Origin of the sequence: Williamsia maris, assembly GCF_024171815.1 — a bacterium.
Taxonomy (GTDB): domain Bacteria; phylum Actinomycetota; class Actinomycetes; order Mycobacteriales; family Mycobacteriaceae; genus Williamsia_A; species Williamsia_A maris.
This window is the reverse complement of sequence record NZ_JAMTCJ010000003.1, coordinates 808,259-833,560: the sequence shown is the minus strand read 5'-3', so window position 1 is coordinate 833,560 and position 25,302 is coordinate 808,259. Positions and strand designations below refer to the sequence as shown.

The 25,302-nt window shown below is 72.2% G+C and carries 1 protein-coding gene (running past one end of the window); it reads left to right on the top strand.

Annotated features, from left to right (window positions below; all coding sequences use genetic code 11):
* Positions 1-25,248, top strand: the 3' portion of a protein-coding gene (locus tag LX13_RS17295) for a non-ribosomal peptide synthase/polyketide synthase (protein WP_253662510.1). It extends 16,008 nt beyond the left edge of the window; the window shows 25,248 of its 41,256 coding nt (coding positions 16,009-41,256); the start codon falls outside the window, past its left edge; it ends in the stop codon at positions 25,246-25,248.
* The last annotated feature ends 54 nt before the right edge of the window (positions 25,249-25,302 follow it).

The window sequence follows — 25,302 nt, the reverse complement described above, 5'->3', positions numbered from 1 at the left end:
ATCGCGACCGTGGCCGGCGTCCGCGAGGTGACGGTCACCGTCGCCTCCGCACCGGACGGCAGCGACCAACTGATCGCCTACGTCACCGGCGCACCCGACGTCGACGACCCGGCCGCCGTCGCCGCGGCCACCGAGACCCTGCCCGCCTACATGCGGCCCTCGATGTGGATCGCCCTCGACGCGATGCCGCTGACCGCGACCGGCAAGGTCGACCGGCGCGCCCTGCCCGCGCCGGAATTCCGCTCGGCGCATCACGTCCCGGCCAGTGGTGCGGTCGAGGAGATCATCGCGGCCGTGTTCGCCGCGGTCCTCGGTGTCGACCGGGTGTCGGTCACCGACAACTTCTTCGACATGGGCGGCAACTCGCTGTCGGCGACACGGGTGGCCGCGCGCGTCGCGGACGCCCTGGGTCGCGAGGTCGGGGTGCGGGAGGTCTTCGACGCCGCCACCGTCCGTGGGCTCGCCGCCCGGCTGGACTCGGCCGACCGTCTCGACTCCCGACCCGTCGTCGCCGCGGCACGGCCGGAACGGATCCCGCTGTCCGACGCGCAACGCCGCATGTGGTTCATCAACTCCTACGACACGTCATCGCCGGTGTACACGATCCCGTTCGCGCTGCGCCTGCGCGGCGACCTCGATGTCGACGCCCTGCGCGCGGCCGTCGGCGACGTCGTCGCCCGACACGAGATCCTGCGCACCGTCTACCCCCAGGACCGTGACGGTGCCGTGCACCAGCACATCCGGGACGTCGGGCGCGCGCCGACGGACCTGGACTGGGCCGTCAGCGACACCCCCGACGAGGCGTTGGCCGTGCTGCGGCGCGGTTTCGATCTGACCACCGATCTGCCGATGCGGACCCGGCTCGCGGTCGAGGGCGACGAGGCGCTGGTCGTCATGGCCGTCCACCACATCGCCGCCGATGGCGAATCGGTGCCGGTGCTCGCCCGCGACCTCGTGTGGGCCTACCGCGCGCGCACCGCGGGTGCGGCACCCGACTGGGCGCCGCTGCCGGTGCAGTACGCCGACTACGCACTGTGGCAACAGGACTCGTCGAGCGGCCACGGGGCAGAGCGCAGCGGATTCGAGCACTGGCGGTCCCACCTCGCCGGGGTCCCGGCGCTTCTCGAGCTCCCGACCGACCGGCCGCGACCCGCCGTCGCCACGATGCGCGGTGCGACGGTCGAGTTCGAGATCCCGACCCACATCGCCTCCGCCGCAGCCGAGGTGGCGCGCGAATCCGGTGCGACGACGTTCATGGTGCTGCACGCCGCGCTCGCAGTCCTGTTCGCCCGCCTCGCCGCGACCGACGACGTGGTGATCGGAACGGCGGTCGCCGGCCGCGGTCGCGCCGAACTCGACGATCTCGTCGGCATGTTCGTCAACACCGTCGTCCTGCGCACGCCGGTGCGGCCGGGGGAGCGGTTCGTCGACGTCCTCGACACCGTCCGCCGCACCGATCTCGACGCGCTCGTCCATTCCGACGTCCCCTTCGAGGAGCTCGTCGACCGACTCGACGTCGTGCGGTCGGAGGCGTTCGCCCCGCTCGTCCAGGTGCTCTTCACGGTGGCCGAGCGAACCGAGCACGCCGGGCGCGGACTCCTCGACCTGGGCGAGTCGCTGACCGCCGAGGCCGTCGAGGCCGAGATCGCCACGGCCAAGGTCGATCTGACCATCGGCGTCGTCACCGACACCGACCCCGGGCCGTGGCGGGGCACCATCACCTACGCCTCCGATCTGTTCGACGCCGCGTCGGCGACCGACCTCGCGGCCCGGTGGGTGCGTCTGCTCGACGCCGTGGTGGCGCGCCCCGACACCCCGGTCGCCGACGCCGAGATCCTCGGGACCGGCGAGATCGCGGCGCTGGTGCCCCCGACCACCGTCGACGCGCCGCCCCCGCTCCTGCTCGCCGATCTCTTCGTCGCCGCTGCGCTCACGACCCCCGACGCCGTCGCCGTCGTCGACGGATCGCGCAGCCTGACCTACCGCGAACTCGACACGCTCAGCTCGGCGTTCGCCCGCGACCTCATCGCGGCCGGCGTCGGTCCCGACGACGTGGTCGTCAGCGCGGTGCGACGTTCGGCACTGGTCCAGGTGGCGTTGTGGGCCATCGCGAAATCCGGTGCCGTGTACGCACCCGTCGATCCGCGCTACCCGGCCGATCGCGTCCGCCGGATCATCACCGACAGCGGTGCCCGTGCCGGTTTCGCGGGGCCCGAGATCACCGTGCTCGCGGACGTCGGCATAGACGCGATGGTCCTCGACGACACCGCCCTCGACGCGATGCGGGCGCGCATCGACTCCGGCGCGGTGTCGGCCGAACCGGTCACCGACACCGACCGCGTGCGCCCACTGCGCGCACACAACGGCGCCTACATGATCTACACCTCGGGTTCCACCGGTGTCCCGAAGGGCGTGCTGGTCACCCACACCGGGCTCGCGGGCGTTGCGTACACACTCCGCGACCACCACCACTCGGACGCGTCCGCGCGGTGGCTGGGCATCAGCTCGCCCGCCTTCGACGCCGCGATGCTCGAGGTGCTCGGCACCTACGTCGTCGGCGCGACGATGGTCGTCACCCCCGCCGACATCGTCGGTGGCACGGAACTGGCCGAGTGGATCACCGCGAACAACGCCACCCATGCGTTTCTGGTGCCGTCGGTCGCAGCGTCGCTGCCGCACCCCGGGGCGGTGTCGTTGACGCACCTGCTCGCCGGCGGTGAGGCCGTCACCGACGCCGAGATGCGCCGGTGGGCGGGTGACCGGTCGTTCTACGACGCCTACGGCCCCACCGAGGCGACCATCATCTGCATCACGTCGGATCCGCTGCACCCCGACGACCCGGTGCCGTTGGGACAGGCCATGGCCGGGACCGGAGCGGTGGTCCTCGACGAGCGGCTGCGGCCCGTGCCCGTCGGTGTCCTCGGGGAGCTGTACCTGTGCGGACCGTCGCTGGCCCGCGGATACCACGGGCGTCCGGACTTGTCGGCCGAGCGTTTCGTGGCTGCACCGTTCGGGCCGGTCGGAGCGCGGATGTACCGCACGGGCGACCTCGTCCGTCGCAGCCGAACCGGCGACATCTTCTACGCGGGACGATCGGACTTCCAGGTCAAACTGCGCGGTCAGCGGATCGAGCTGGGCGAGATCGAGTCGGCACTCATGGGCCACCCGCAGGTGCGTCGGGCCGTGGTCGTCGGCGTGGGGGACACCACCGTCGAGTCGCTGGCCGGATACATCGAGGTGTCGCACCCGGATTCGCTGGACGTGGCGCAGGTGCGTGCGCACGTCGCCGCCGTCGTCCCCGCGCACATGGTGCCCGCGTCATTGACCGTGCTGACGGTCATGCCGCTCACCACGGTCGGCAAGATCGACCGCAGCGCACTTCCCGACCCCGCACCGATCGCGGCGGTCGACGACGTCGTCATCGCACCGGCCGACGACGACGAGCGCACCGCGGTCGCGATCATCGCCGAGGTGCTCGGGGTCGCGCCGGAGACGGTCGGCGCCACTGACGACTTCTTCGCCGTGGGCGGCAACTCGCTGTCGGCGACCCGGGTCACCGCCCGGGCCACCGACGCCTTCGGGGTCCGGGTCGGGGTCCGCGACCTGTTCGAGGCACCCACCGCACGAGACCTGGTGCACCGCATCCGATCGAACGCACCCGTGGCCGACGTGGTCGTCCCGTCCGCGCCCATCGCTCGCCCCGAGCACATCCCGCTGTCGGTGGCACAGCAGCGGATCTGGTTCCTCAACCGGTTCGAACCCGAGTCGGCGGCCTACAACATCCCCATGATCCTGCGACTGCGCGGTCCGCTCGACCCGAGCGTGTTGCGCGACGCGATCGACGACGTGGTGGCCCGCCACGAGGTGTTGCGGACGACCTACCCGGAGGTCAACGGCCGCGCGACGCAACGCATCCACACCATCGCCGAGGCGCAGTCACTGCTGGTGTGGCGGGACGGCTCGGCCGTCCCCGGTGCTGCCGACGACTACGACGTGACGGCGTTCGTCACCACCGGCTTCGACCTTTCGGTCGACCTGCCGATCCGGGCCCAGCTGATCCCGGTGGCCTCGGACCATCACGTCCTCGCCCTGTCGATGCACCACATCGCCGTGGACGGGCAATCGCTGCGACCGCTGATCACCGATCTGATCACCGCCCACCACGCCCGCACCGCCGGACGGGCCCCCGAGTTCATCCCGCTGCCGATGCAGTTCGCCGATGTCGCGCTCGCACAACAGGAGACGCTCGGTGCCGCCGACGATCCGGGGTCCGTGCTCGGCGGGCAGGTCGCGTACTGGCTCGACCACCTCGCTGATCTGCCCGACGTGCTGTCGCTGCCCACCGACCGCCCGCGGCCGGCGACGGCGACACAGACCGGCGGGCGCATCCGCTTCGAACTCCCGGCCGATCTCGCCGCCCGCATTTCCGCGACCGCCCAGGACCGTGGGGCCACCGAGTTCATGGTCGTTCACGCGGCTCTCGCGGTGATGCTCGCCCGCCTGTCGTCGAGCACCGACATCGCCGTCGCCAGCCCGATGGCCGGTCGGGGACAGGCCGCGCTCGACCCCATGGTCGGGATGTTCGTCAACACCGTGGTGCTGCGCGCGACCGTGGAGTCCGGGCGACCGTTCGACCGACTGCTCGACGACATCCGCGCTGTCGACCTCGACGCGTTCGCCCGCCCCGACGTGTCGTTCGAGTACCTCGTGGAGCGGTTGGCGCCCACCCGCTCCGAGGCGTTCGCGCCGCTGAGCCAGGTCATGTTGTCGGTCGAGCACGGCATCGGGATGTCGGACGGTTCGGACCCTGACACCCTCGCGACCGGCACTCTCGCGACCGACGGGCTGCGGATCGACCTGCTCGACCCCGGGACACCCCCGGCCCGACTCGACCTCGCGGTCACCGTGGCCACGACCCCGCGCGGAGCGGCGTGGAACGGCGAGATCGTCTATGCCGCCGACCTGTTCGACGAGTCGACCGTCGTCGGTTTCGCCGAGCGACTCGTCCGGATCCTGGACGCCGCGACGTCGGTGCGCTCGACGGTCGTCGGCGACATCGAGTGGACGTCGGCCGCCGAACGCGACGCGCTGCGCACCCTCGCCCGCGGCGGCGACGTCGGACTCCCCGAGGAGACGATCGCCGACGCCCTGGCCCGGCAGAGTGTGTCGACGCCCGACGCGCAGGCCCTCACCTCGCAGGACCGGTCGCTGACCTACGCCGAACTGTCGGCGCATACCGCGGTGCTGGCCCGGCGGTTGATCGACGCCGGTGTCGGCCCGGAGACCGCGGTCGGTGTCCGCATGGCGAGGTCGGTGGAGATGGTCGTCGCGGTCCACGCGGTGCTCGCCGCGGGTGGGCAATACGTCCCCATCGACCCCGAGGCCCCCGCCGACCGGGTCGCCTCCATGCTCGACACCGCTGGCGTGCGCATCGTCCTGGTCGACGAGAACGACTCGTCCACACCGCAATCCGCGGACGTGCGCACCCTGATCGTCGGCGTGGGCCCGGACACCGGCGCGGGCATCGACGGGGACCCGACGCCGATCACCGACGCCGACCGGACTGCTCCGCTGCGTCCCGACCACGCGGCGTACACCCTGTTCACCTCCGGTTCGACCGGACGGCCGAAGGGCGTCACGGTCTCGCACCGCTCGGTCATGAACCGGTTGCGGTGGGGCCTGGCGACGTTCCCGATCGGCGCCACCGACACGGTGATCCTCAAGACGCCGTACACCTTCGACGTCTCGGTGCCCGAGCTGTTCGCGCCGGTGCTCGCCGGTGCGCGGATGTACATCGCCCGCCCGGAGGGGCACACCGATCCGGCGTATCTCGCCGACGTACTGGCCGCGGAGCGCGTGACCTCGGTGCACTTCGTGCCGTCGATGCTGTCGGTGTTCCTCGACGTCGTCGCACCGGCGGACCTGGCTCGACTGACCGCGCTGCGGTACGTGTTCGCCTCCGGAGAGGCGTTGCCGGCGGCCGTCGCCCGCGGTGTGCGTACGGCCCTGCCGTGGGCGGGCCTGCACGACCTGTTCGGACCGACCGAGGCCGCCGTCGAGGTCGCGCACTCCGACCTGCACATCGTCTCCGACGTGGTGCCGATCGGCCGACCCATCTGGAACACCACCACGCGGGTGCTCGACGACCGTCTGCGCCCGGTCCCGAGCGGCGTCGCGGGCGAGCTCTACCTCGGTGGTGTCCAGGTCGCCCGCGGGTACGCCGCCCGCCCCGACCTCACCGCCGAGCGCTTCATCCCCGACCCCGACGGCGAGCCCGGCACCCGCCTCTACCGGACCGGTGACCTGGTCCGCCGGAACGCCACGGGCGAGCTGGAGTATCTCGGCCGCACCGATTTCCAGGTCAAGCTGCGCGGACAGCGCATCGAACTCGGCGAGATCGAGTCGGTCATGGCCGCGGTGCCCGGCGTCGTGCACGCCGCCGCCACGGTGGTCACCGCACCCGGCGGCGCGCAGCACCTCGTCGCCTACGTCGCAGGTCCCTCCGCGACGGACACCGACACCGTCAGGGCGGCCGTCGAATCGGCGCTGCCGGAGTACATGTGGCCGTCGCTGTGGATGCCGGTCGACGACATCGCGCGCAGCAGCGCGGGCAAACTCGACCGCCGGACACTGCCGCAGCCCGACTTCGGGCGCCTCGCGAGCGGATACGTCGCGCCGAGCACCCCCGACGAGCGGGTGATCGCCGAGGTGTTCGCCGCGGTGCTCGGAGTCGACCGGGTGTCGGTCACCGAGTCGTTCTTCACCCTCGGCGGCGACTCCATCATGTCCATCCGACTCACCTCGCTGCTGCGCGCCGCCGGATACGTGTTGACCCCCCGGATGATCTTCGAACACCGCACCGTCCGGGCGCTCGCCGCCGCCCGCGAGGTCACCCCCGTCCTCGCCGAACACCCCGGCGGCGCACGGGGACCGGTGGCGATCGGTCCCTCGATCGGGTGGATGCTCGACCTGAGTGACACCCCGTCCGACCACGCCGACTTCTCCCAGTCGGCGGTGCTCGCCCTGCCCGCCGACCTCACCACCGACGACCTGCGGGCCGTGGTCGCCGCGGTCGTCGACACCCACGCGATGCTGACCGCTTCGCTGCGTCTCACCGACGGGCAGTGGCGCCTCGTCGCCGGCGACGGAACGGCGCAGGACGTCCTCGTCCGCATCGCCGACGCGACCGGACCCGACACCGCCACCGACATCCGCGCCGCCCACGCCGAGGCGCTGGCCGGCCTCGATCCGCAGGTCGGTCGGCTCGTCGCCGCGGTCGGTGTCCGGTCGGCGACCCCCGGCGCGCCGGGTCGCCTGGTCGTCGCCATCCACCACATCGCCGTCGACGCGGTCTCGTGGCCGACGATCATCACCGGACTCGTCACCGCCGCATGGCAGCGCGCCGCCGGCGAGACGATCACCCTGGCGACGCCGGGCACGTCGATGCGACGCTGGGCCGATGTCGTGGCCGATCTCGCTACGCGCGAGCACGAGACCGCGCTCTGGCTGTCGCATCTCGCCGGGACGACCGGCGCGGCCATCGACCGTCTGCGGCTCGATCGTTCCCGCGACCGGCAGTCCACCGTGACGACCGTCGGATTCGACATCGACGCGGCGATCAGTGAGCAGGTGCTGACCGCGATCCCGCAGGCCTACGGCACCGGCGCCGACACCGCGATGATCGCCGCACTGGCGCAGGCACTCTCGGGCGACGTCGTGTCCGACGAGCGGGTGTCGATCTTGCTGGAGAACCACGGCCGCGAGGAACAGATCGCTCCCGGCGCCGACCTGTCCGGCACCGTCGGGTGGTTCACCAGCTTCGTCCCGCTGGCCGTGCCGACCGGCCCCGGACGTCCGATCACCACCACCGTGAAAGCGGTGAAGGACGCCATGGCGCGGATGCCGGACCGGGGCATCGCGTTCGGACCCCTGCGGGCGCGGCACGACTCCCCGTTGCGCGACCACGCCCTACCGCCGGTGAGCTTCAACTACTTCGGCAACGTCGCCGCCGCGTCCGAGGTCCCCGCGCCCGAGGTCACCGACGGCACCGGCGCGCTCCTGCCGGTGACCGATGCGCCGGACCTGCCGCCGTCGATCACCGGGGCGATGGTGGCCACCGCGGCTCTCACCGTCACCGTGAGCGCGGTCCCCGGACCGAACGGCCGCGTGCTGCACGCCGAGTTCGCCTATCCGAGCGCTTTACTCGACCCCGACGGCGTCACGGCCATCGCGGCGCGCTGGGACGCTGCGCTGACCGAGATCGTCGCGCACGTCGCCGCGGTCGGCGATCCCGGGCCGAGCGAGACCGATCTGGCCTCGACCGGACTGACGCAGGACGAGATCGACCGGCTCACCGCCGAGCATCCCGGGTCGATCCTCTGGCCGCTCACGCCGCTGCAGGAGGGCCTGTTCTTCCAGGCAGAACTCGCCGGTGGCGTCCGCCTGCACCGGGACTCGGTCGGCGACGGTGACACCGACGGTGCCGAGGCCGATCCGGACGTCTACGTCACCCAGTCGACCATCACCTTCGGTGGTGACGTCGACGCGGATGGCATGCACGCGGCCGCGCGCACCCTGCTCGCGCGTCACCGTGTCCTGCGGTCGTCGTTCGTGCGCACCGACGACGGACACGCCGTCACCGTCGTCGCCCCCGTCGTCGAACCCGACTGGCGCGAGATCGATCTCGCCGACCACTCGCCTGCCGACGCCGTGGACCGGGTCGCCGACCTCGCCCGCGGTGAACTCGGTGACCGGTTCGACCTCGCGACGCCCGGACTGATGCGGTTCGTCTGGGTCCGGCACCGCATCACCGACCCCGCCGATCCGGCGGCCGCACCGCAGGCCGGGGCGTCGTTGATCATCACCGCGCACCACCTGCTGCTCGACGGATGGTCCGCGCCGCTCGTCCTGGCCGACCTCCTCGCCGCGCACAGCGGCGGGACGGCCATGGCGCCCCCGCCCGACGGCGCCGACTTCGCGGTGTTCCTGGACTGGCTCTCGCGGCGGGACAGCGCGGCGGCGACCTCGGCGTGGCGCACCGCGCTGGCCGCGGTCGACGGCCCGACCCTCGTCGCAGCGGGCGCCCGCCCCGACGTCTCGCACCCACCGCGCGGGCGCAGCGTGCACCTCGACCCACGTCTGGTCGGCGCGCTGACCGCGGCGGGCCGGGCCGCGGGCGCGACCACGTCGACGGTGCTGCAGGCGGTCTGGGCAATCCTCCTGTCCCGCATCACCGGCCGCGACACCGTCGTGTTCGGCGAGACCGTGTCCGGTCGACCACCCGAGATCGAGGGGGTGGAACAGATGATCGGCTTGTTCATCAACACCCTGCCCGTCGCGGTCACCCTCGACCCCGCGCACACCGCGGCCGACCTGCTGGCGCAGCTGCAGCAGGACAAGGCCCGTGTTCTCGACCATCAGCACCTCGGTCTGGCCGAGATCGCCGCGGCGGCCGGGGAATCCGCGCTCTTCGACACCCTGGTGGTCTTCGAGTCCTACCCGGTGGACGCCGCCGCGGTCGGTGACGGTTCCCGGGCCGCCGGACTCGACATCCGGGGCGTGACCTCGGCCGACGCGACGCACTACCCGTTGAGCCTCATCGTCGTGCCGGACGGCGATCGGATGGCGCTGACGGTCAAGTACCTGCCCGCGGCCTTCGACGACGACCAGATCGACGTGTTCGTCGACGCCCTGGTCACTCTGTGCGAGCAGATCGCCCACCACCCGACGACCCGGCTGTCCGACCTCGCGCTGTCGTCACCCGCGGTCGCCGCGCGGGTGGACCGGTGGTCGGTCGGTCTGCTCACCGAGGACGGTCCCGTCCGCGACGAGTCGGTGCCCGCCCGGACCGAGGCCCAGATCGCACGCACGCCGGACGCGCCCGCACTGCGGTACGACGACCGCGTGGTCACCTACCGCGAGTTCGGTGCCCGGGTCGCGACCCTCGCGCGGCGGCTCATCGCGCGCGGCGTCGGACCCGACGTGGCCGTGGCCGTCGCCATCGGACGGTCGATCGAGATGGTGGTGGCCGTGCACGCCGTCGCCGCCGCCGGCGGACAGTACGTCCCGCTCGACGTCGACGCCCCGGCCGACCGGGTGGGGTACATGCTGAGCACGTCGCGCGCGGCCCTCGTGGTCTGTGCGACGGACGCGACACCCGCCGGGGTCGCCGCCGTCGGCGCCGAGGTCCTGACGTTCACCGCCGACGAGCCGGTCGACGCCGCGGTGGCGCCCGTCGCCGCATCCGAACGTCACGGGGCGCGGGGTCGCCACGACGCCGCGTACACGCTGTTCACCTCCGGATCGACCGGTCGGCCCAAGGGCGTCACGGTCTCGCACGCGGCGATCGCCAACCGGCTGCAGTGGATGCAGAGCGAGTTCGGTATCGACGCCTCGGACGTGGTCCTGCTCAAGACCCCGGTGACGTTCGACGTGTCGGTGTGGGAGTTGTTCTGGCCGTTGATCACCGGCGCGACGATGGTCATCGCCCGCCCCGATGCGCACCGTGACCCCCGTGCGTTGGCCGACGTCGTCGCCCACGCGGGGGTGACCACACTGCACTTTGTCCCGTCGATGATGGCGGCGTTCGTCGCCGGCCTGCCCGCGTCCGACGCCGTCGAGTCGATGGCGTCGGTCCGCCGGGTGTTCGCCTCCGGCGAGGCGCTGCCCGCCGCCACCGCGCACGCGATGCGGGCGCTCGTACCGGACGCGGAGATGCACAACCTGTACGGGCCCACCGAGGCCGCGGTCGACGTGACGCACCACCGCGTCGTCACCGGCGAGGTGTCGGTCCCGATCGGCCGCCCCGGGTGGAACACCGCGACCCGCGTGCTCGACGCCCGACTGCGTCCGGTGCCACCCGGCGTGGTCGGCGAGCTGTACCTCGGTGGGGTCCAGGTGGCCCGCGGCTACGCCGACCGCGCCGACCTCACCGCCGAACGCTTCGTGGCCGACCCGTTCACCGCGGATCCGGCGAGCGGTGCGCGACTGTATCGCACCGGCGATCTCGTGCGCTGGAACACCCACGGCGAACTGGAGTACCTGGGACGCTCCGACTTCCAGGTGAAGCTACGCGGTCAACGCATCGAGCTCGGCGAGATCGAGACCGTGCTCTCCGCGGCACCGGGGGTGGTGCTCGCGGCGGCGACCATCGCCACGTCGGGAAGCGGCGACGAACACCTCATCGGCTACCTGGCCGGTGACGTCGACACCGACGCGGTCGCCGCACACCTCGCGCGGTCGTTGCCGGCCTACATGCACCCCACGACCTGGGTGGTGCTCGACGACTTCCCACGCAACGCGGCGGGCAAGATCGATCGACGGGCCCTGCCCGCCCCGGACTTCGCCGGTGGCGACTTCGTGGCCGCGGCGTCGGCGACGGAGACCGCGATCGCTGCGGTGTTCGCCGGTGTACTCGGAATCGAGCGGGTGTCGGTGTCGGACAACTTCTTCGAGATCGGCGGCAACTCCCTGTCGGCCACCCGAGTCGTCGCCCGCGTCGGTGAGGCGACCGGGGCCGCCGTCGGCCTGCGGGACCTGTTCGACGCGCCGACCGTGCGTGCCCTCGCGGCCCGCGTCGATGCCGCCGACACCGCCGACACCGCAGTGCTCCCGCCTCTCGTCGCCCGCCCGCGGCCCGACGTGGTCCCGCTGTCGAGTGCGCAGCAGCGTATGTGGTTCATCAACGTCTACGACCCGACGACGCCCGCCTACAACATCCCGTTCGCGTTGCGGCTGCACGGGACACTCGACATCGACGCGTTGCGTGCAGCCCTGCGCGACGTCATCGGTCGCCACGAGACGTTGCGGACGGTCTTCCCCTCGGATCGTGACGGCGTCGCGCGGCAGCAGATCCTCGCCCCCGGCGCGGTCGACGACGGTCGCTGGTGGGTCCAGAGCGGCGTCGAGGCGTTGCCCGCCCGGCCGTTCGACGTCACCACCGAGCTGCCGATCCGAGCCGGGGTCGTCGCGACCGGTGGCGACGACCACCTGCTGGTGGTGGTGCTCCACCACATCGCCTCCGACGGCGAATCGATCGCCCCACTCGTGCGCGACCTCCTCACCGCCTACGCCGCCCGCACCGCGGACACCGAGCCCGGGTGGGCGGCTCTGCCCGTGCAGTACGCCGATGTGACGCTGTGGCAGCGCGAGGTCCTGGGTGGCGTCGACGACCCCACATCCGCACTGGGCCGTCAGATCGACTCCTGGCGAACCCGTCTCGCGGGCCTGCCCGACGTGCTCGACCTGCCCACCGACCGTCCACGTCCTCCGGTCGCGTCGATGCGCGGTGCGATGGTCGACATCGTCGTCCCCGACGACGTGCTGCGCGCCGCCGACGACCTCGCCCGCCGCCACGACGCGACGCTGTTCATGGTCCTGCACGCCGCGCTCGCCGCGGTCCTGGCGCGACTGTCGGCGACCACCGACATCGCCATCGGCACCCCGGTCGCCGGTCGTGGTCGCACCGAACTCGACGGTCTGATCGGCATGTTCGTCAACACGCTGGTGCTGCGGACGCAGGTGGACCCCGACGCCGACTTCGCCGCGCTCGTCGACCTCGCCCGCGCAGGCGACCTCGACGCCTTCGCCACCGCGGACGTGCCGTTCGAGCACCTCGTCGACGTCCTCGCGCCCGTGCGGTCCGAGGCGTTCGCGCCGCTCACCCAGGTGATGCTGACCCTCGACCAGCGCACCGACACCGCGGTGGACCTGCCGGGGCTCACCATCACCCCGGCCGACCCCGGCACGCCCGCAGCGCGTTTCGACCTCACCCTGGGGCTCGGAGCGGCCCGCGACGCCGACGGGACCCTCACCGGTCTGGCCGGTCACCTCGTGTACGCCACCGACCTCTTCGATGCCGACACCGCGGCGACGGTCGTCCGCCGCTTCGTCGCGCTGCTGCGCGCCGGGGTCACCGAGCCGCACCGTCGGATCGCCGACATCGACCTGACCTCCGACAGCGAACGGACCGCGGTCGCACGGTGGTCGGTCGGCGAGGTCGTGGCCCTCGAACCCCGGGCCCTCGAACCCCACAGCCTCGAACCCCAGACGCTCGCCGACGCGGTGTCGCACCAGATCGACGCGACCCCCGCCGCGACCGCGCTGGTGTTCGGCGACCGTCGGATCAGCTACCGCGAGTTCGGCGCACACGTCGCCGCGGTGGCCCGCTCGCTGATCGCCCGCGGTGTCGGCCCCGACGTGGGTGTCGGCATCTGCATGGACCGTTCCGTCGAGCTCCTCGTCGCCGTGCACGCCGTCGTCGCCGCCGGCGGCCGGTACGTGCCCATCGACGTCGACGCCCCGGCCGAGCGGGTCGCGTACATGACCGGATCCGCCGATGTCACAGTCGTTCTCGCACGCCGGGGGGACGCACCCCCGGCGCTCGCAGAGCACGCCGGCGACGTCGCGACCGTCGACTGCACGCACCCGCCGACCGGCGACACCGCAGCGGTGACCGACGCCGACCGGCTCGCGCCGCTGCGGACCGACGACGCGGCGTACACGCTCTTCACGTCGGGCTCGACCGGTCGTCCCAAGGGCGTCACCGTGTCGCATGCCGCGATCATGAACCGCCTGCGGTGGATGCAGGCCCGGTTCCCGCTCGACGCGTCGGACGTGGTGCTGCAGAAGACGCCGGCGACCTTCGACGTGTCGGTGTGGGAGCTGTTCTGGCCGCTGATGACCGGCGCCTCGATGGCGATCGCCCGTCCGGACGGACACCGCGATCCGGCGTACCTCGTCGGGCTGATCGCGGCCGAGCGGGTCAGCACCGTGCACTTCGTCCCGTCGATGCTGTCGGTGTTCACCGAGACGGCGGCGGGCGGGCGGCGTCGCGGCGGCCGTCAGGTCGACCTGGCAACTCTACGAAGGGTGTTCACCTCCGGTGAGGCCCTCTCGGCCGCCGCCGCGAACGCGATGACCACGCTCGTCCCGACCGCCGAGCTGCACAACCTGTACGGGCCGACCGAGGCCGCGGTCGACGTCACCCACCACGAGGTCGTCGCCGACGCCGTCGAGGTCCCGATCGGTCGGCCGATCGCGAACACCACCACGTGGGTGCTCGACGAGCGGCTCCGACCGGTCCCGCCGGGCGTGGTGGGGGAGTTGTACCTCGGTGGGGTGCAGTTGGCGCGGGGCTACGCGTCGCGACCCGACCTGACGGCCGAGCGGTTCATCGCCCACCCACGCGCGTCGTCGACCGACGGACCGGGCGCCCGCCTGTACCGCACCGGTGACCGGGTCCGATGGAACCGCCACGGCGAGCTCGAGTACCTCGGCCGCAACGACTTCCAGGCCAAGATCCGCGGCCAACGCATCGAACTCGGCGAGGTGGAATCCGTGCTCACCGCCGTGTCGGGGGTGAGTCAGGCGGTCGCCGCGGTGATCCCGACCGCCGGTGGGGACGACCGTCTCGTCGCCTACCTGGTCGGTCCCGACCCCGATGCGGACGTCGCCCTGGCCGCGGTGTCACGCGCGTTGCCCGCCTACATGCGGCCGACGGCGTGGGTGGTCCTCGACGCGATGCCGCTGAGTCCCGCGGGCAAGATCGACCGCCGCGCGCTGCCGGCACCCGACCCCGTCGTCGGCACCCACGTCGCTCCGGTGTCGGCGACCGAGACCGTGATCGCGCAGGTGTTCGCCGACGTCCTCGGTGCGGCGGAGGTGTCGGTCACCGACAGCTTCTTCGACCTCGGCGGCAATTCGCTCTCGGCGACCCGGGTCACCGCGCGCGTCGCCGAGGCCACCACGACCGACCTCGGCGTCCGCGACCTGTTCGCCGCACCGACGGTGCGGGAGTTGGCGATACGTGTCGACGGCGCGGCCCGCGTACAGCTCGACACACCGACCGCCGGGCCCCGCCCGGAGCGCATCCCGTTGTCGAACGCGCAGCGACGCATGTGGTTCATCAACTCGTTCGACACCTCGCTGCCGGTCTACACCATCCCGGTGGCACTGCGACTGCGCGGACCACTCGACACGTCGGCGCTCACCGCCGCGGTCGGTGACCTCGTCGCCCGACACGAGACGTTGCGGACCGTCTACCCGCAGACCCCCGACGGCGACGTCTGGCAGGTCATCCGGGACGCCGATGACGCTGTCGCAGCACTCGACTGGGCCGTCGTGCCCGACGCCGAGCAGGCGTTGCGGATCACCGAGGTCGGTTTCGACGTCACCACCGACCTGCCGTTGCGCGGTCGACTCGCGGTCACCGACACCGACACCGCACTGCTCGTGCTGGTCGTGCACCACATCGCCGCGGACGGCGAATCCGGCCCGGTCATCGCCCGCGACCTCCTCGCGGCCTACCGGGCACGGACCGCGGGTGCCGCGCCGACCTGGGAACCGCTGCCGCTGCAGTACGCCGACTACGCGCTGTGGCAGCACCGGGCGCTGGGTCACGACGCCGACACCGGGGCCGAGCATGACCTCGGTGCGGACGGGGCCGACACGCGGGCGGCCACCGCCGTGCGCGCACAGCTCGCGTACTGGGACACCCAGCTCGCCGGGGCGCCCGCTCTGCTCGAGCTGCCCACCGACCGGCCGCGTCCGCCGGTCGCGTCGTCGCACGGCGCGAGCGTCGAGTTCACGATCCCGTCCGAGATCGCCCGGGCGGCAACCCTGGTCGCCCGTGAGCACGGCGTCACCGACTTCATGCTGATGCACGCCGCGCTCGCCGCCTTGCTCGCGCGTCTCGCCACCACCGACGACGTGGTCGTCTCCACCGCGGTGGCCGGTCGCGGACGCGCCGCACTCGACGACCTCGTCGGCATGTTCGTCAACACCCTCGTCCTGCGCACCCGGGTGTCCGGGCACGACCGCTTCGTCGACGTGCTCGACGAGGTCCGTCGCGTCGACATCGACGCCCTGGGCAACGCCGACGTCCCGTTCGAGGAGCTCGTCGACCGACTCGACGTCGTCCGATCCGAGGCGTTCGCGCCGCTGGCCCAGGTCGTGCTGACCGTGTCGAACGACGAGGGCGCCTCGGGCGCGGTGACCGTGGACGGGTTGACCGTCGAGCCCGTCGAGACCGAGGTGACCACCGCGAAGGTCGATCTGACCGTCGGGATCGCGACCGGCGGTCCGGGTCCGTGGCGCGGCAGCGTGGTCTACGCGACCGATCTGTTCGACGCCGCGACGGTCGAGCGGTTCGCCGGTCGACTCGTCGACGTCCTCGCCGCCGCGACGGCCCGACCTGAGATCCCGGTCGGTGACATCGACATCGTCGGCGACGACGAACGGGACGCACTCATCCCGCACCCGGATGCCGTTGCCGTCGAACCGGTTCTGCTCGCGGACCTCCTCGCCCGTGCGGCGTCGCGCCGTCCGGACGGGATCGCCGTGGTCGACGACCATCACGCTCTGACGTTCGCCGAGCTCGACTCGTTGAGCTCCGCCCTGGCGCGTGACCTCGTCGCGCGCGGTGTCGGACCCGAGGACGTGGTCGTCAGCGCCCTACCGCGCACCGCTCTGGTCCAGGTCTCGCTGTGGGCCATCGCGAAGACCGGCGCGACCTACGCACCCGTCGACCCGCGTCACCCCAGCGACCGCATCCGCCGGATCCTCGCCGACAGCGGTGCACGCGTCGGTATCTCGGGATCGGACGCACCCGTCACCGACCACGGCATCAACTGGCTGACCGTCGACACCGCCGCCCTGGGTGACCTGCAGGCGCGTATCGACCGCGGCGAGGTGTCCGATGCCGCGCTCACCGACGCCGACCGCGCCCGTCCGCTGCGTGCGCACAACGCCGCCTACCTGATCTTCACCTCCGGATCGACCGGGGTGCCCAAGGGGGTGTCGGTGACACACACCGGCATCGCCGGCATGGCCGCCACCCTGCGGAGTCGGCACCACAGCGACGGGTCGGCGCGCTGGCTCGGCATCAGTTCCCCGGGCTTCGACGTGTCGATGCTCGAGGTGCTCGGTGCGTTCGTCGGCAGCGGCACCCTGGTGGTCACCCCGCCCGACATCATCGGCGGCGACGAACTCGCCCGCTGGATCACCGAGAACGCGGTCACCCACACCGCGATCGTGACCAGCGTGCTCGCCTCCCTGCCCGACCCGGCAGCGGTGTCGCTGACCCATGTGCTCGCCGGCGGTGAAGGCGTCCCGGACGCGGAGATGCGGCGCTGGGCCGGGAGCCGGGCGTTCTACGACTCCTACGGTCCCACCGAGACCACGATGGCGTGTCTGACATCGGAGCCAATCGCCCCGGACGACGTCGTCCCGCTGGGTCTGCCGCAGCCCGGATCCGATGTCGTCGTCCTCGACGACCGACTGCGCCCGGTGCCCGTCGGCGTGATCGGTGAGCTCTACGTCCTCGGTGCGGCGTTGGCCCGCGGCTACCACGGTCGATCCGACCTCACCGCCGACCGCTTCGTCGCCTGCCCGTTCGAGACCGCGGGCGAGGCGGTCGGTGCCCGGATGTACCGCACCGGTGACCTGGTCCGTCGGACCGCCACCGGCGACCTCGTCTACGCCGGGCGCTCGGACTTCCAGATCAAGATGCGTGGCCAGCGCATCGAACTCGGTGAGATCGAGTCGGCTCTTGCGACCCATCCGTCGGTGCGCAGCGCCGCCGTCGTCGGTGTCGGTGACCCGGTACGCGCCCTCGCCGCATACGTCGAGCCGACCCACCCGGTCACCCCGGACCAGCTACGCACCCACCTCGCCGACCTCGTCCCGGCCTACATGGTGCCGAGTTCGATCACCGCGCTCGGCGCCATGCCGCGCACCGCGGTGGGCAAACTCGACCGCGCCGCCCTGCCCGACCCGGATCAGGCCGCCCACATCACCCGGAGCGTCGAGCCGCCGGCCGACGACGACGAGCGGACGCTGGCCGCGATCGTGGCCGACGTGCTCGGCACCGACCGGTCCGAGATCGGCGTCACCGCAGACTTCTTCGACCTCGGCGGCAACTCCCTGTCGGCCACCCGGGTCACCGCCCGCGCCATAGAGGCCCTCGGGACCCGCGTGACGATCCGCGACCTGTTCGAGGCGCCCACCGTCCGCGGTCTCGTCACCCGGGTCCGGGGTCACCGACCGGACGGCGCACCGACGGCGAGCACCCCGCTGCTCGCCGGACCGCGGCCGGAACTCATACCGCTGTCCAATGCGCAGCAACGGATCTGGTTCCTCAACCGCTTCGAGCCGTCCTCGATCGCCTACACGATCCCGGTGGTGCTACGACTCGTCGGCGACCTCGACGTCGCGGCGCTGGGACTCGCGATCGGCGACGTGCTCGGCCGCCACGAGGTCCTGCGCACCGTGTACCCGTCGACGGGCGGACGCCCGTACCAGCGGGTGCGCAGCGTCGCCGACGCCGAGCAGCAGCTCGACTGGTCGGTCACCGAGAACGAGTCCGCTGTCGCGGAGCTGCTGCGTCGTGGATTCGACGTGACCTCGGACCTGCCCATCCGCGGACGGGTCGTCACCGTCGGCGCCGGCGACCACGTGCTGGCGTTGGCGCTGCACCACATCGCGGTCGACGGCGAGTCGGTCGGCCCGCTCGTCGGCGATGTCGTCACGGCCTACGAGGCCCGCGCCCGGGGCGTCGCACCGCAGTTCGCCCCGTTGCCGGTGCAGTTCGCCGACTATGCACTGTGGCAACAACGTGTCCTGGGATCGGTCGACGACCCGGCGTCGACGCTGAGCGCACAGGCCGCCCACTGGTCGGCGCGACTGGACGGCATCCCCGACGTCATCACCCTGCCCACCGACCGCCCCCGGCCCGCGGTGGCGTCGCAGCACGGTGCGCGGATGCAGTTCGACATCCCGGCGGAGACGGCCGCACGGATCGCCGATGTCGCACGGGCTCAGGGCGCGACCGAGTTCATGGTCGTGCACGCTGCCCTGGCCGCGCTGCTCGCGCGGGTGTCGGGCGGCGACGACATCGTCGTGTCCACCCCGGTCGCCGGCCGAGGACACGCCGCCCTCGACGACCTCGTCGGCATGTTCGTCAACACCCTCGTGCTGCGCACCCGCGTCGACCCGGCGATGTCGCTGTCGGAGTTCCTCGCCCGTGTCCGGGACGTCGACGTGGACGCGTTCGGCCACGCGGACCTGCCGTTCGAACATCTGGTGGAACGCCTGGCGCCCACCCGGTCCGAGTCGTTCGCACCGCTGAGCCAGGTGATGCTGTCGATGCAGCAGCACCAGCAGTCGGTGGGCGACGCGGCGCGCGATCAGACGGCGGCCCTGCGGGTCGAGCAGATGCCGACCGACGAGGTGGCCGCGCGACTGGACCTGACCCTCACCGTCGCGACCGCGCCGGCGGGTGATCCCTGGACCACCGAGATCGTCTACGCCACCGACCTGTTCGACGAACCGACGGTCCACGTCATCGCTCAGCGACTGCTGCGCGTTCTCGACGCGCTCGTCTCGTCGCCGTCGGCCGTCGTCGGCGACGTCGATATCCTGGACCCCGCGGAACGTCGGGCGTTGGAGGCCATGTCGTCCGGCGCCGAGGCGGCCCCGCCGAGCACTCTCCTCGAGCTGCTCGACGCGCAGCGGGCACGGACCCCGGACGCGGCCGCGGTGGTCGTCGCCGGACGGACGTTGAGCTACCGCGAGTTCGGGGCGTACACCGACTCGCTGGCCCGCACCCTGATCGCCCGCGGTGTCGGTGCGGGCGACGCGGTCGGCGTGTGTCTGCCCCGCTCGATCGAGATGATGGTCGCCGTCCACGCCGTCGTGCGCGCGGGCGCTCAGTACGTCCCGATCGACGTCGACGCACCGGCCGAACGCGTCCGGTACATGATCGACACCGCCCGCGTCGGACTGGTTCTCGTCGGCCCCGCGGGATGGCCGATGCCCGAGATCGGCGCGACCGACACCCAGACCGTGGACTGTTCGGCGCCCGTCGCCGACGGGGCCGGGCCGCCGCGCGCCGACGTCCTGGTCGGCTCGGTCGGGCTCGACGACGCCGCGTACACGATCTTCACGTCCGGGTCGACCGGTCGCCCCAAGGGCGTGACGGTCTCGCACCGCGCCATCGCGAACCGGTTGCGGTGGATGCAGGCCCTCGACGGGCTGGACGGCGACGACGTCGTCCTGCAGAAGACGCCGATCACCTTCGACGTGTCGGTGGGGGAGCTGTTCGGCCCGTTCATCGCCGGCGCACGACTCGTGCTGGCCGAGCCCGGCCGGCACGCCGACCCCGCCCATATCGCGTCCCTCGTGCGCGACCACCGCGTGACCACCGTCCATTTCGTGCCGTCGATGATGGCGCTGTTCGTCGAGTTCCTCACCGAGGAGCAGATCGCCGGACTCGCCTCGCTGCGGCGCGTACTCGCCTCGGGTGAGGCGCTGCCCGCGGCTACCGCACACGCCATGGCCGCGATCGTGCCCGCAGCCGTCATCCGCAACCTGTACGGCCCCACCGAGGCCGCGGTCGAGGTCACCGCACACACCGTCACCGACGACGACACGGTCATCGCGATCGGTGCGCCGATGGCGGGCACCATCACCCGCGTGCTCGACGCACGGCTGGCCCCGGTCCCGGTCGGGGTCGTCGGCGAGCTCTACCTCGGTGGCGTGCAGCTGGCCCGCGGATACGCCTCCCGCCCCGACCTCACCGCAGACCGCTTCGTCGCCGACCCCGGCGGCAGCGGCGCCCGCCTCTACCGCACCGGCGACCTGGTCCGGTGGAACCGTTATTCCGAGCTGGAGTACCTGGGCCGCGGTGACTTCCAGGTCAAGCTGCGCGGACAGCGCATCGAGCTCGGCGAGATCGAGACGGTGCTCATGGCGGCGCCCGGGGTGACCGTTGCCGCGGCCACCGTCGTCACGACCGCCGCCGGTGACTCCCTTGTCGGATACCTGTCCGGCCCGATCACCCACGACCCGGCCGTCCTCGACCCGGCCGCTCTCGACGGGGTCCGAGACCATGTCGCACAGCGACTCCCGGTCTACATGCGCCCCACCATGTGGGTGGTTCTCGACGAGTTCCCCCACAACTCGGCGGGCAAGATCGACCGCCGCGCCCTGCCTGCTCCCGAGACCGGCCCGACGCACCTCGGCGGCGGGGTCGTCGAATCGCCACGATCCCCTGTCGAGGACCTCGTCGCGGGGATCGTCGCCGACGTCCTCGGCGTCGACCGGGTGTCGACGACCACCGGGTTCTTCGAACTGGGTGGCAACTCGCTGTCGGCGATGCGGGTCGTCGCCCGCATCGGTGCGGCCCTCGATGTGGAGGTCGGGGTGCGCGAACTCTTCGACCACCCGACCGTTCGCGAACTGTCGCAGCGTGTCTCGCAGTCGACGGTGTCGGAGATCCCGCTCATCCGCCGCGACCGCCCGGAGCGCATACCGCTGTCCCACGCGCAGGGCCGCATCTGGTTCCTCAACCAGTTCGACGTCACCTCGACCGCCTACAACATCCCGATCGCGCTGCGCATCGTCGGCGACCTCGACGAGGCGGCCCTGCGAAGCGCGCTGGACGACGTGATGTTGCGACACGAGCCGCTGCGGACCGTGTTCCCGCTCGCCGGCGGCGAGCCGGGGCAGCGGGTCCTCGACCCCGAGACGGCCCGTCGACGACTCGACTGGCGCGTCGGCGACGACGCGGCAGCGGCGATGGCGATCATCGGATCCGGGTTCGACGTCACCCGGGAACTGCCCATCCGCGCACGGCTCGCGGCGTCACCCGTCCCGGGAATCCCCGAGCACCTGCTGGTCCTGGTGGTGCACCACATCGCCGGAGACGCGCACTCGTTGGGCATCCTCGCGGGGGAGATGCTGACGGCGTACACCGCGCGCCGCGGATCGGTCGACGGCGCACCGGGCGTGCTACCCGCACCGGAGATCACCTTCGTCGACCACGCCCTGTGGCAGCACGAGGTGCTCGGTGCCGTCGACGACCCCGAATCGGTTCTGGGGCAGCAACTCGCGTACTGGTCCACGACGTTGGCCGAGGCCCCCGGTTCCATCGAGCTGCCCGCCGATCGGCCGCGACCGGCCGTCATGGACACCACCGGTGGTCAGATCCCGATCGAGCTCGGTCACCGACGCAGCGCGGCCGTCGTCGCGTTCGCACGGCAGGCGAACAGCACCCCGTTCATGGTCGTGCACGCCGCGCTCGCCACCGCCGTCGCCCGGCTGGCCCGGGTCGACGACGTGGTGATCGGCGCGGCCATCGCCGGACGCGGCCGCCGCGAGATCGAGCCCCTGGTCGGCATGTTCGTCAACACGCTGGCCCTGCGGACCGCGCATCGGCCCGGCGACTCCGCGCTGGCGCTGATGGAACGGGTGCGTCGCGCCGACACCGGTGCGTTCGCCCACGCCGACATCCCGTTCGAGCTGCTCGTCGACCGGTTGGCTCCCGCGCGTTCCACCGCGCACGCCCCGATCTATCAGATCGCCCTGAACTATCTCACCGGATCCGGTGCCCCGGCGATCGGCATCGAGGGTCTCGAGATCACCCCCGTGGACATCGGCGAACAGCCCGCCAAGGTGGATCTCACGCTCGCACTCACCGAGTGGGCCGCGGACGACGAGACGTTCCCGACCATCTCCGGTGAGATCGTCTACGCGGCAGCCCTGTTCGATCCCGCCACGATCGAACGGTTCCGCGACACCGTGCTGACGGTCCTCGACGGCATGGCCGCCGACCCCACGGCACCGATCGGCGACATCGACATCCTCGACGACGCGGACCGTCGTGCGCTGGTACCCGCGGTGGGACCGGCGCCCGTCACCGCGGCGACCCTGCCTGCGATCCTGGCCGCACGGGGCGCGCTGGACCCCGATCACCCGGCGCTCATCGACGGTGACCGTACCTGGTCGCGGCGCGAGTTCGATTCCGCCACAGATCGTCTTGCCCGGGCGCTGCGCGCGCGCGGCATCGGACCGGAGGACGTCGTGGCCGTCGGGATGCCGCGGTCGGCGGACGCGGTGATCGCCCTGTGGGCGGTGTGGAAGGCGGGTGCGGCACCGATGCCGGTCGACCCGGCGCTGCCGGTCGAACGCGTCGCACACATGCTCGCCGAGTCCGGGGCGGTCCTCGGCCTGACCACCCTGGAGTCGTTCGGCGACGTCGCGGGCATCGGACCCGACTGGGTCGTGTCGAGCACGCTGGGCGCCGACCAGCCCGACACCCCCGTTCCCGCCGCCGATCTGACCCCCGACGGACTGGCCTACCTCATGTACACGTCGGGGTCGACCGGCAAGCCCAAGGCCGTCGCGGTCACCCATCGGGGTCTGGCCGATTTCGTCGACCACCAACGGCAGTCCTGGATCGGGGACCCGGAACGGGCTCGCGTGCTGCACCTGGCGCAGCTCAGCTTCGACGTGTCGATGTTCGAGGTGATCGGCACCGTCGCGCTCGGCGCGACGATGGTGGTGGCCCCGCCGGATGCGTTCGCGGGCAACGACCTCACCGAGGTCATCACCGACCATGCCGTCACCCACGCCATGATCACGCCCGCGGTGCTGGCCACCCTCGATCCCGACCAGGCGCGTTCCCTGCGCCACCTGGGTGTCGCCGGCGACGCGTGCCCGCCGGAACTGGTTGCGCTCTGGGCTCCCGGCCGGACGATGTCGAACTGGTACGGCCCCGCCGAGACGACCATCACCTCGACGTCGGCCGTCCTCGAGTCGGGTGGGCGGGTTGTCGTCGGCCGCCCCATCCGCGGGTTCCGCGCTCTGGTCCTCGACGACCGTCTGCGCCCGGTGCCGCGCGGGGTGCTCGGTGAGCTCTACCTGGCCGGCGACGCCACCGCCCGCGGGTACCACCGGCGTCCCGATCTCACGGCGACGCGGTTCGTCGCCGACCCGTACGGCCCGCCCGGGTCCGTGCTCTACCGCACCGGCGACCTGGTCCGCTGGGTCGACGTCGGTGACCCCGACGGTCCCGCGCTCGAGTTCGGCGGTCGAGATGACTTCCAGGTCAAGATCAACGGCCAGCGCATCGAGCTCGGCGACATCGAGGCGGCGCTCAGCGCGCGGTCGGACGTGTCGGTGTCCGCGGTCGTGGGTGTCACCGGCCCGCAGGGCGATGCGCGGTTGATCGGTTTTGTCGCCGCGAACCCGGCCGGCGATCCGCCCGACCCCGCACGGGTGCGCGCCGAGCTGCGCGACCGATTGCCCCGGCACATGGTGCCCGCGGTGATCGTCGTGCTGGACACGATGCCGATGACGTCCACCGGCAAGGTCGACCGGCGACGACTCCCCGTCCCGACATCCGGGCCGGCCGCACCGGAACTCGTCGCGCCGCAAGGGGAGCTCGAGATCCTGGTGGCCGAGGCGATGGCGGAGGTGACCGGCACGGCGCAGGTCGGTGCCACCCAGAGCTTCTTCGACCTCGGCGGCACCTCGCTGTCCGCGGTGCGGCTCGCGGCGCGCATCGGGGAGCGATCGGGGCGGAAGGTCGAGTTGCCGTGGCTGTTCGTCGACCCGACGGCGCGCGGCCTGGCCGCCCGGTTGTCGGAAACAGGGACCGAACGCGGCCTCACCGACGAGGTTCTCATCGCGTTGCGGTCCGCCGGGTCGCGACCGCCGCTGTTCTGTGTGCACCCGGCGGGTGGACTGGCCTGGTTCTACGGCGGACTGGCACCGTACATCGCCGACCGGCCGCTGTACGGTCTGCAGGATCCGTCGGTTGTCGACGGTGATGCGTCGGCGGAGTCGGTCACCGAACTCGCCCGGCGCTACGTCGCCGAGATCCGTCGGGTGCAACCACAGGGGCCGTACAACCTGCTGGGGTGGTCGATCGGCGGGCACATCGCGCAGACGATGGCGACCGAGATCCAGAGCAGCGGTGACGAGGTCGCGTTTCTTGGTGTCATGGACGCCGCGGTCGCCGACCCGGGGGCCACGCCCGCCGTCACCGCGCCGGTCGACGATCCGTCCACCGGTGTGGCCGACCTGCTCGGCGGTTGGCGCTCGCTGTTCGACATCGACGACGCGATCGAGGCGTCGGACCCCGGGGCGGTCGCGGCCGTGGTGCGTGAGCAGATCGCGGCGCTCGGGCTGCTGTCGCCGGAGCAGGTGGACCGCATCATGATCAGCTTCGACACTGCCGCGCAGATCGGGTCGACGCACCGGCCGGCTGTGTTCGACGGGGAGATGCTGCTGTTCGTCGCCACCGCGGACAAAGACGATCCCGCTGTGGTGCAGTCGAGTTGGCGTCCCCACGTCACGGGCACGATCACCGCGATCGACGTCGACACCCATCATCTGGGGATGGCCGACACCGAGGCGCTGCGGGTCATCGGCCCGGAGATCGAGAGCCGGCTGAACCGGTCCTGACGTGTGAACCGGGTGCGGCCGTTAGACTGCCGCTGCGTTCACAACCGATGTTGA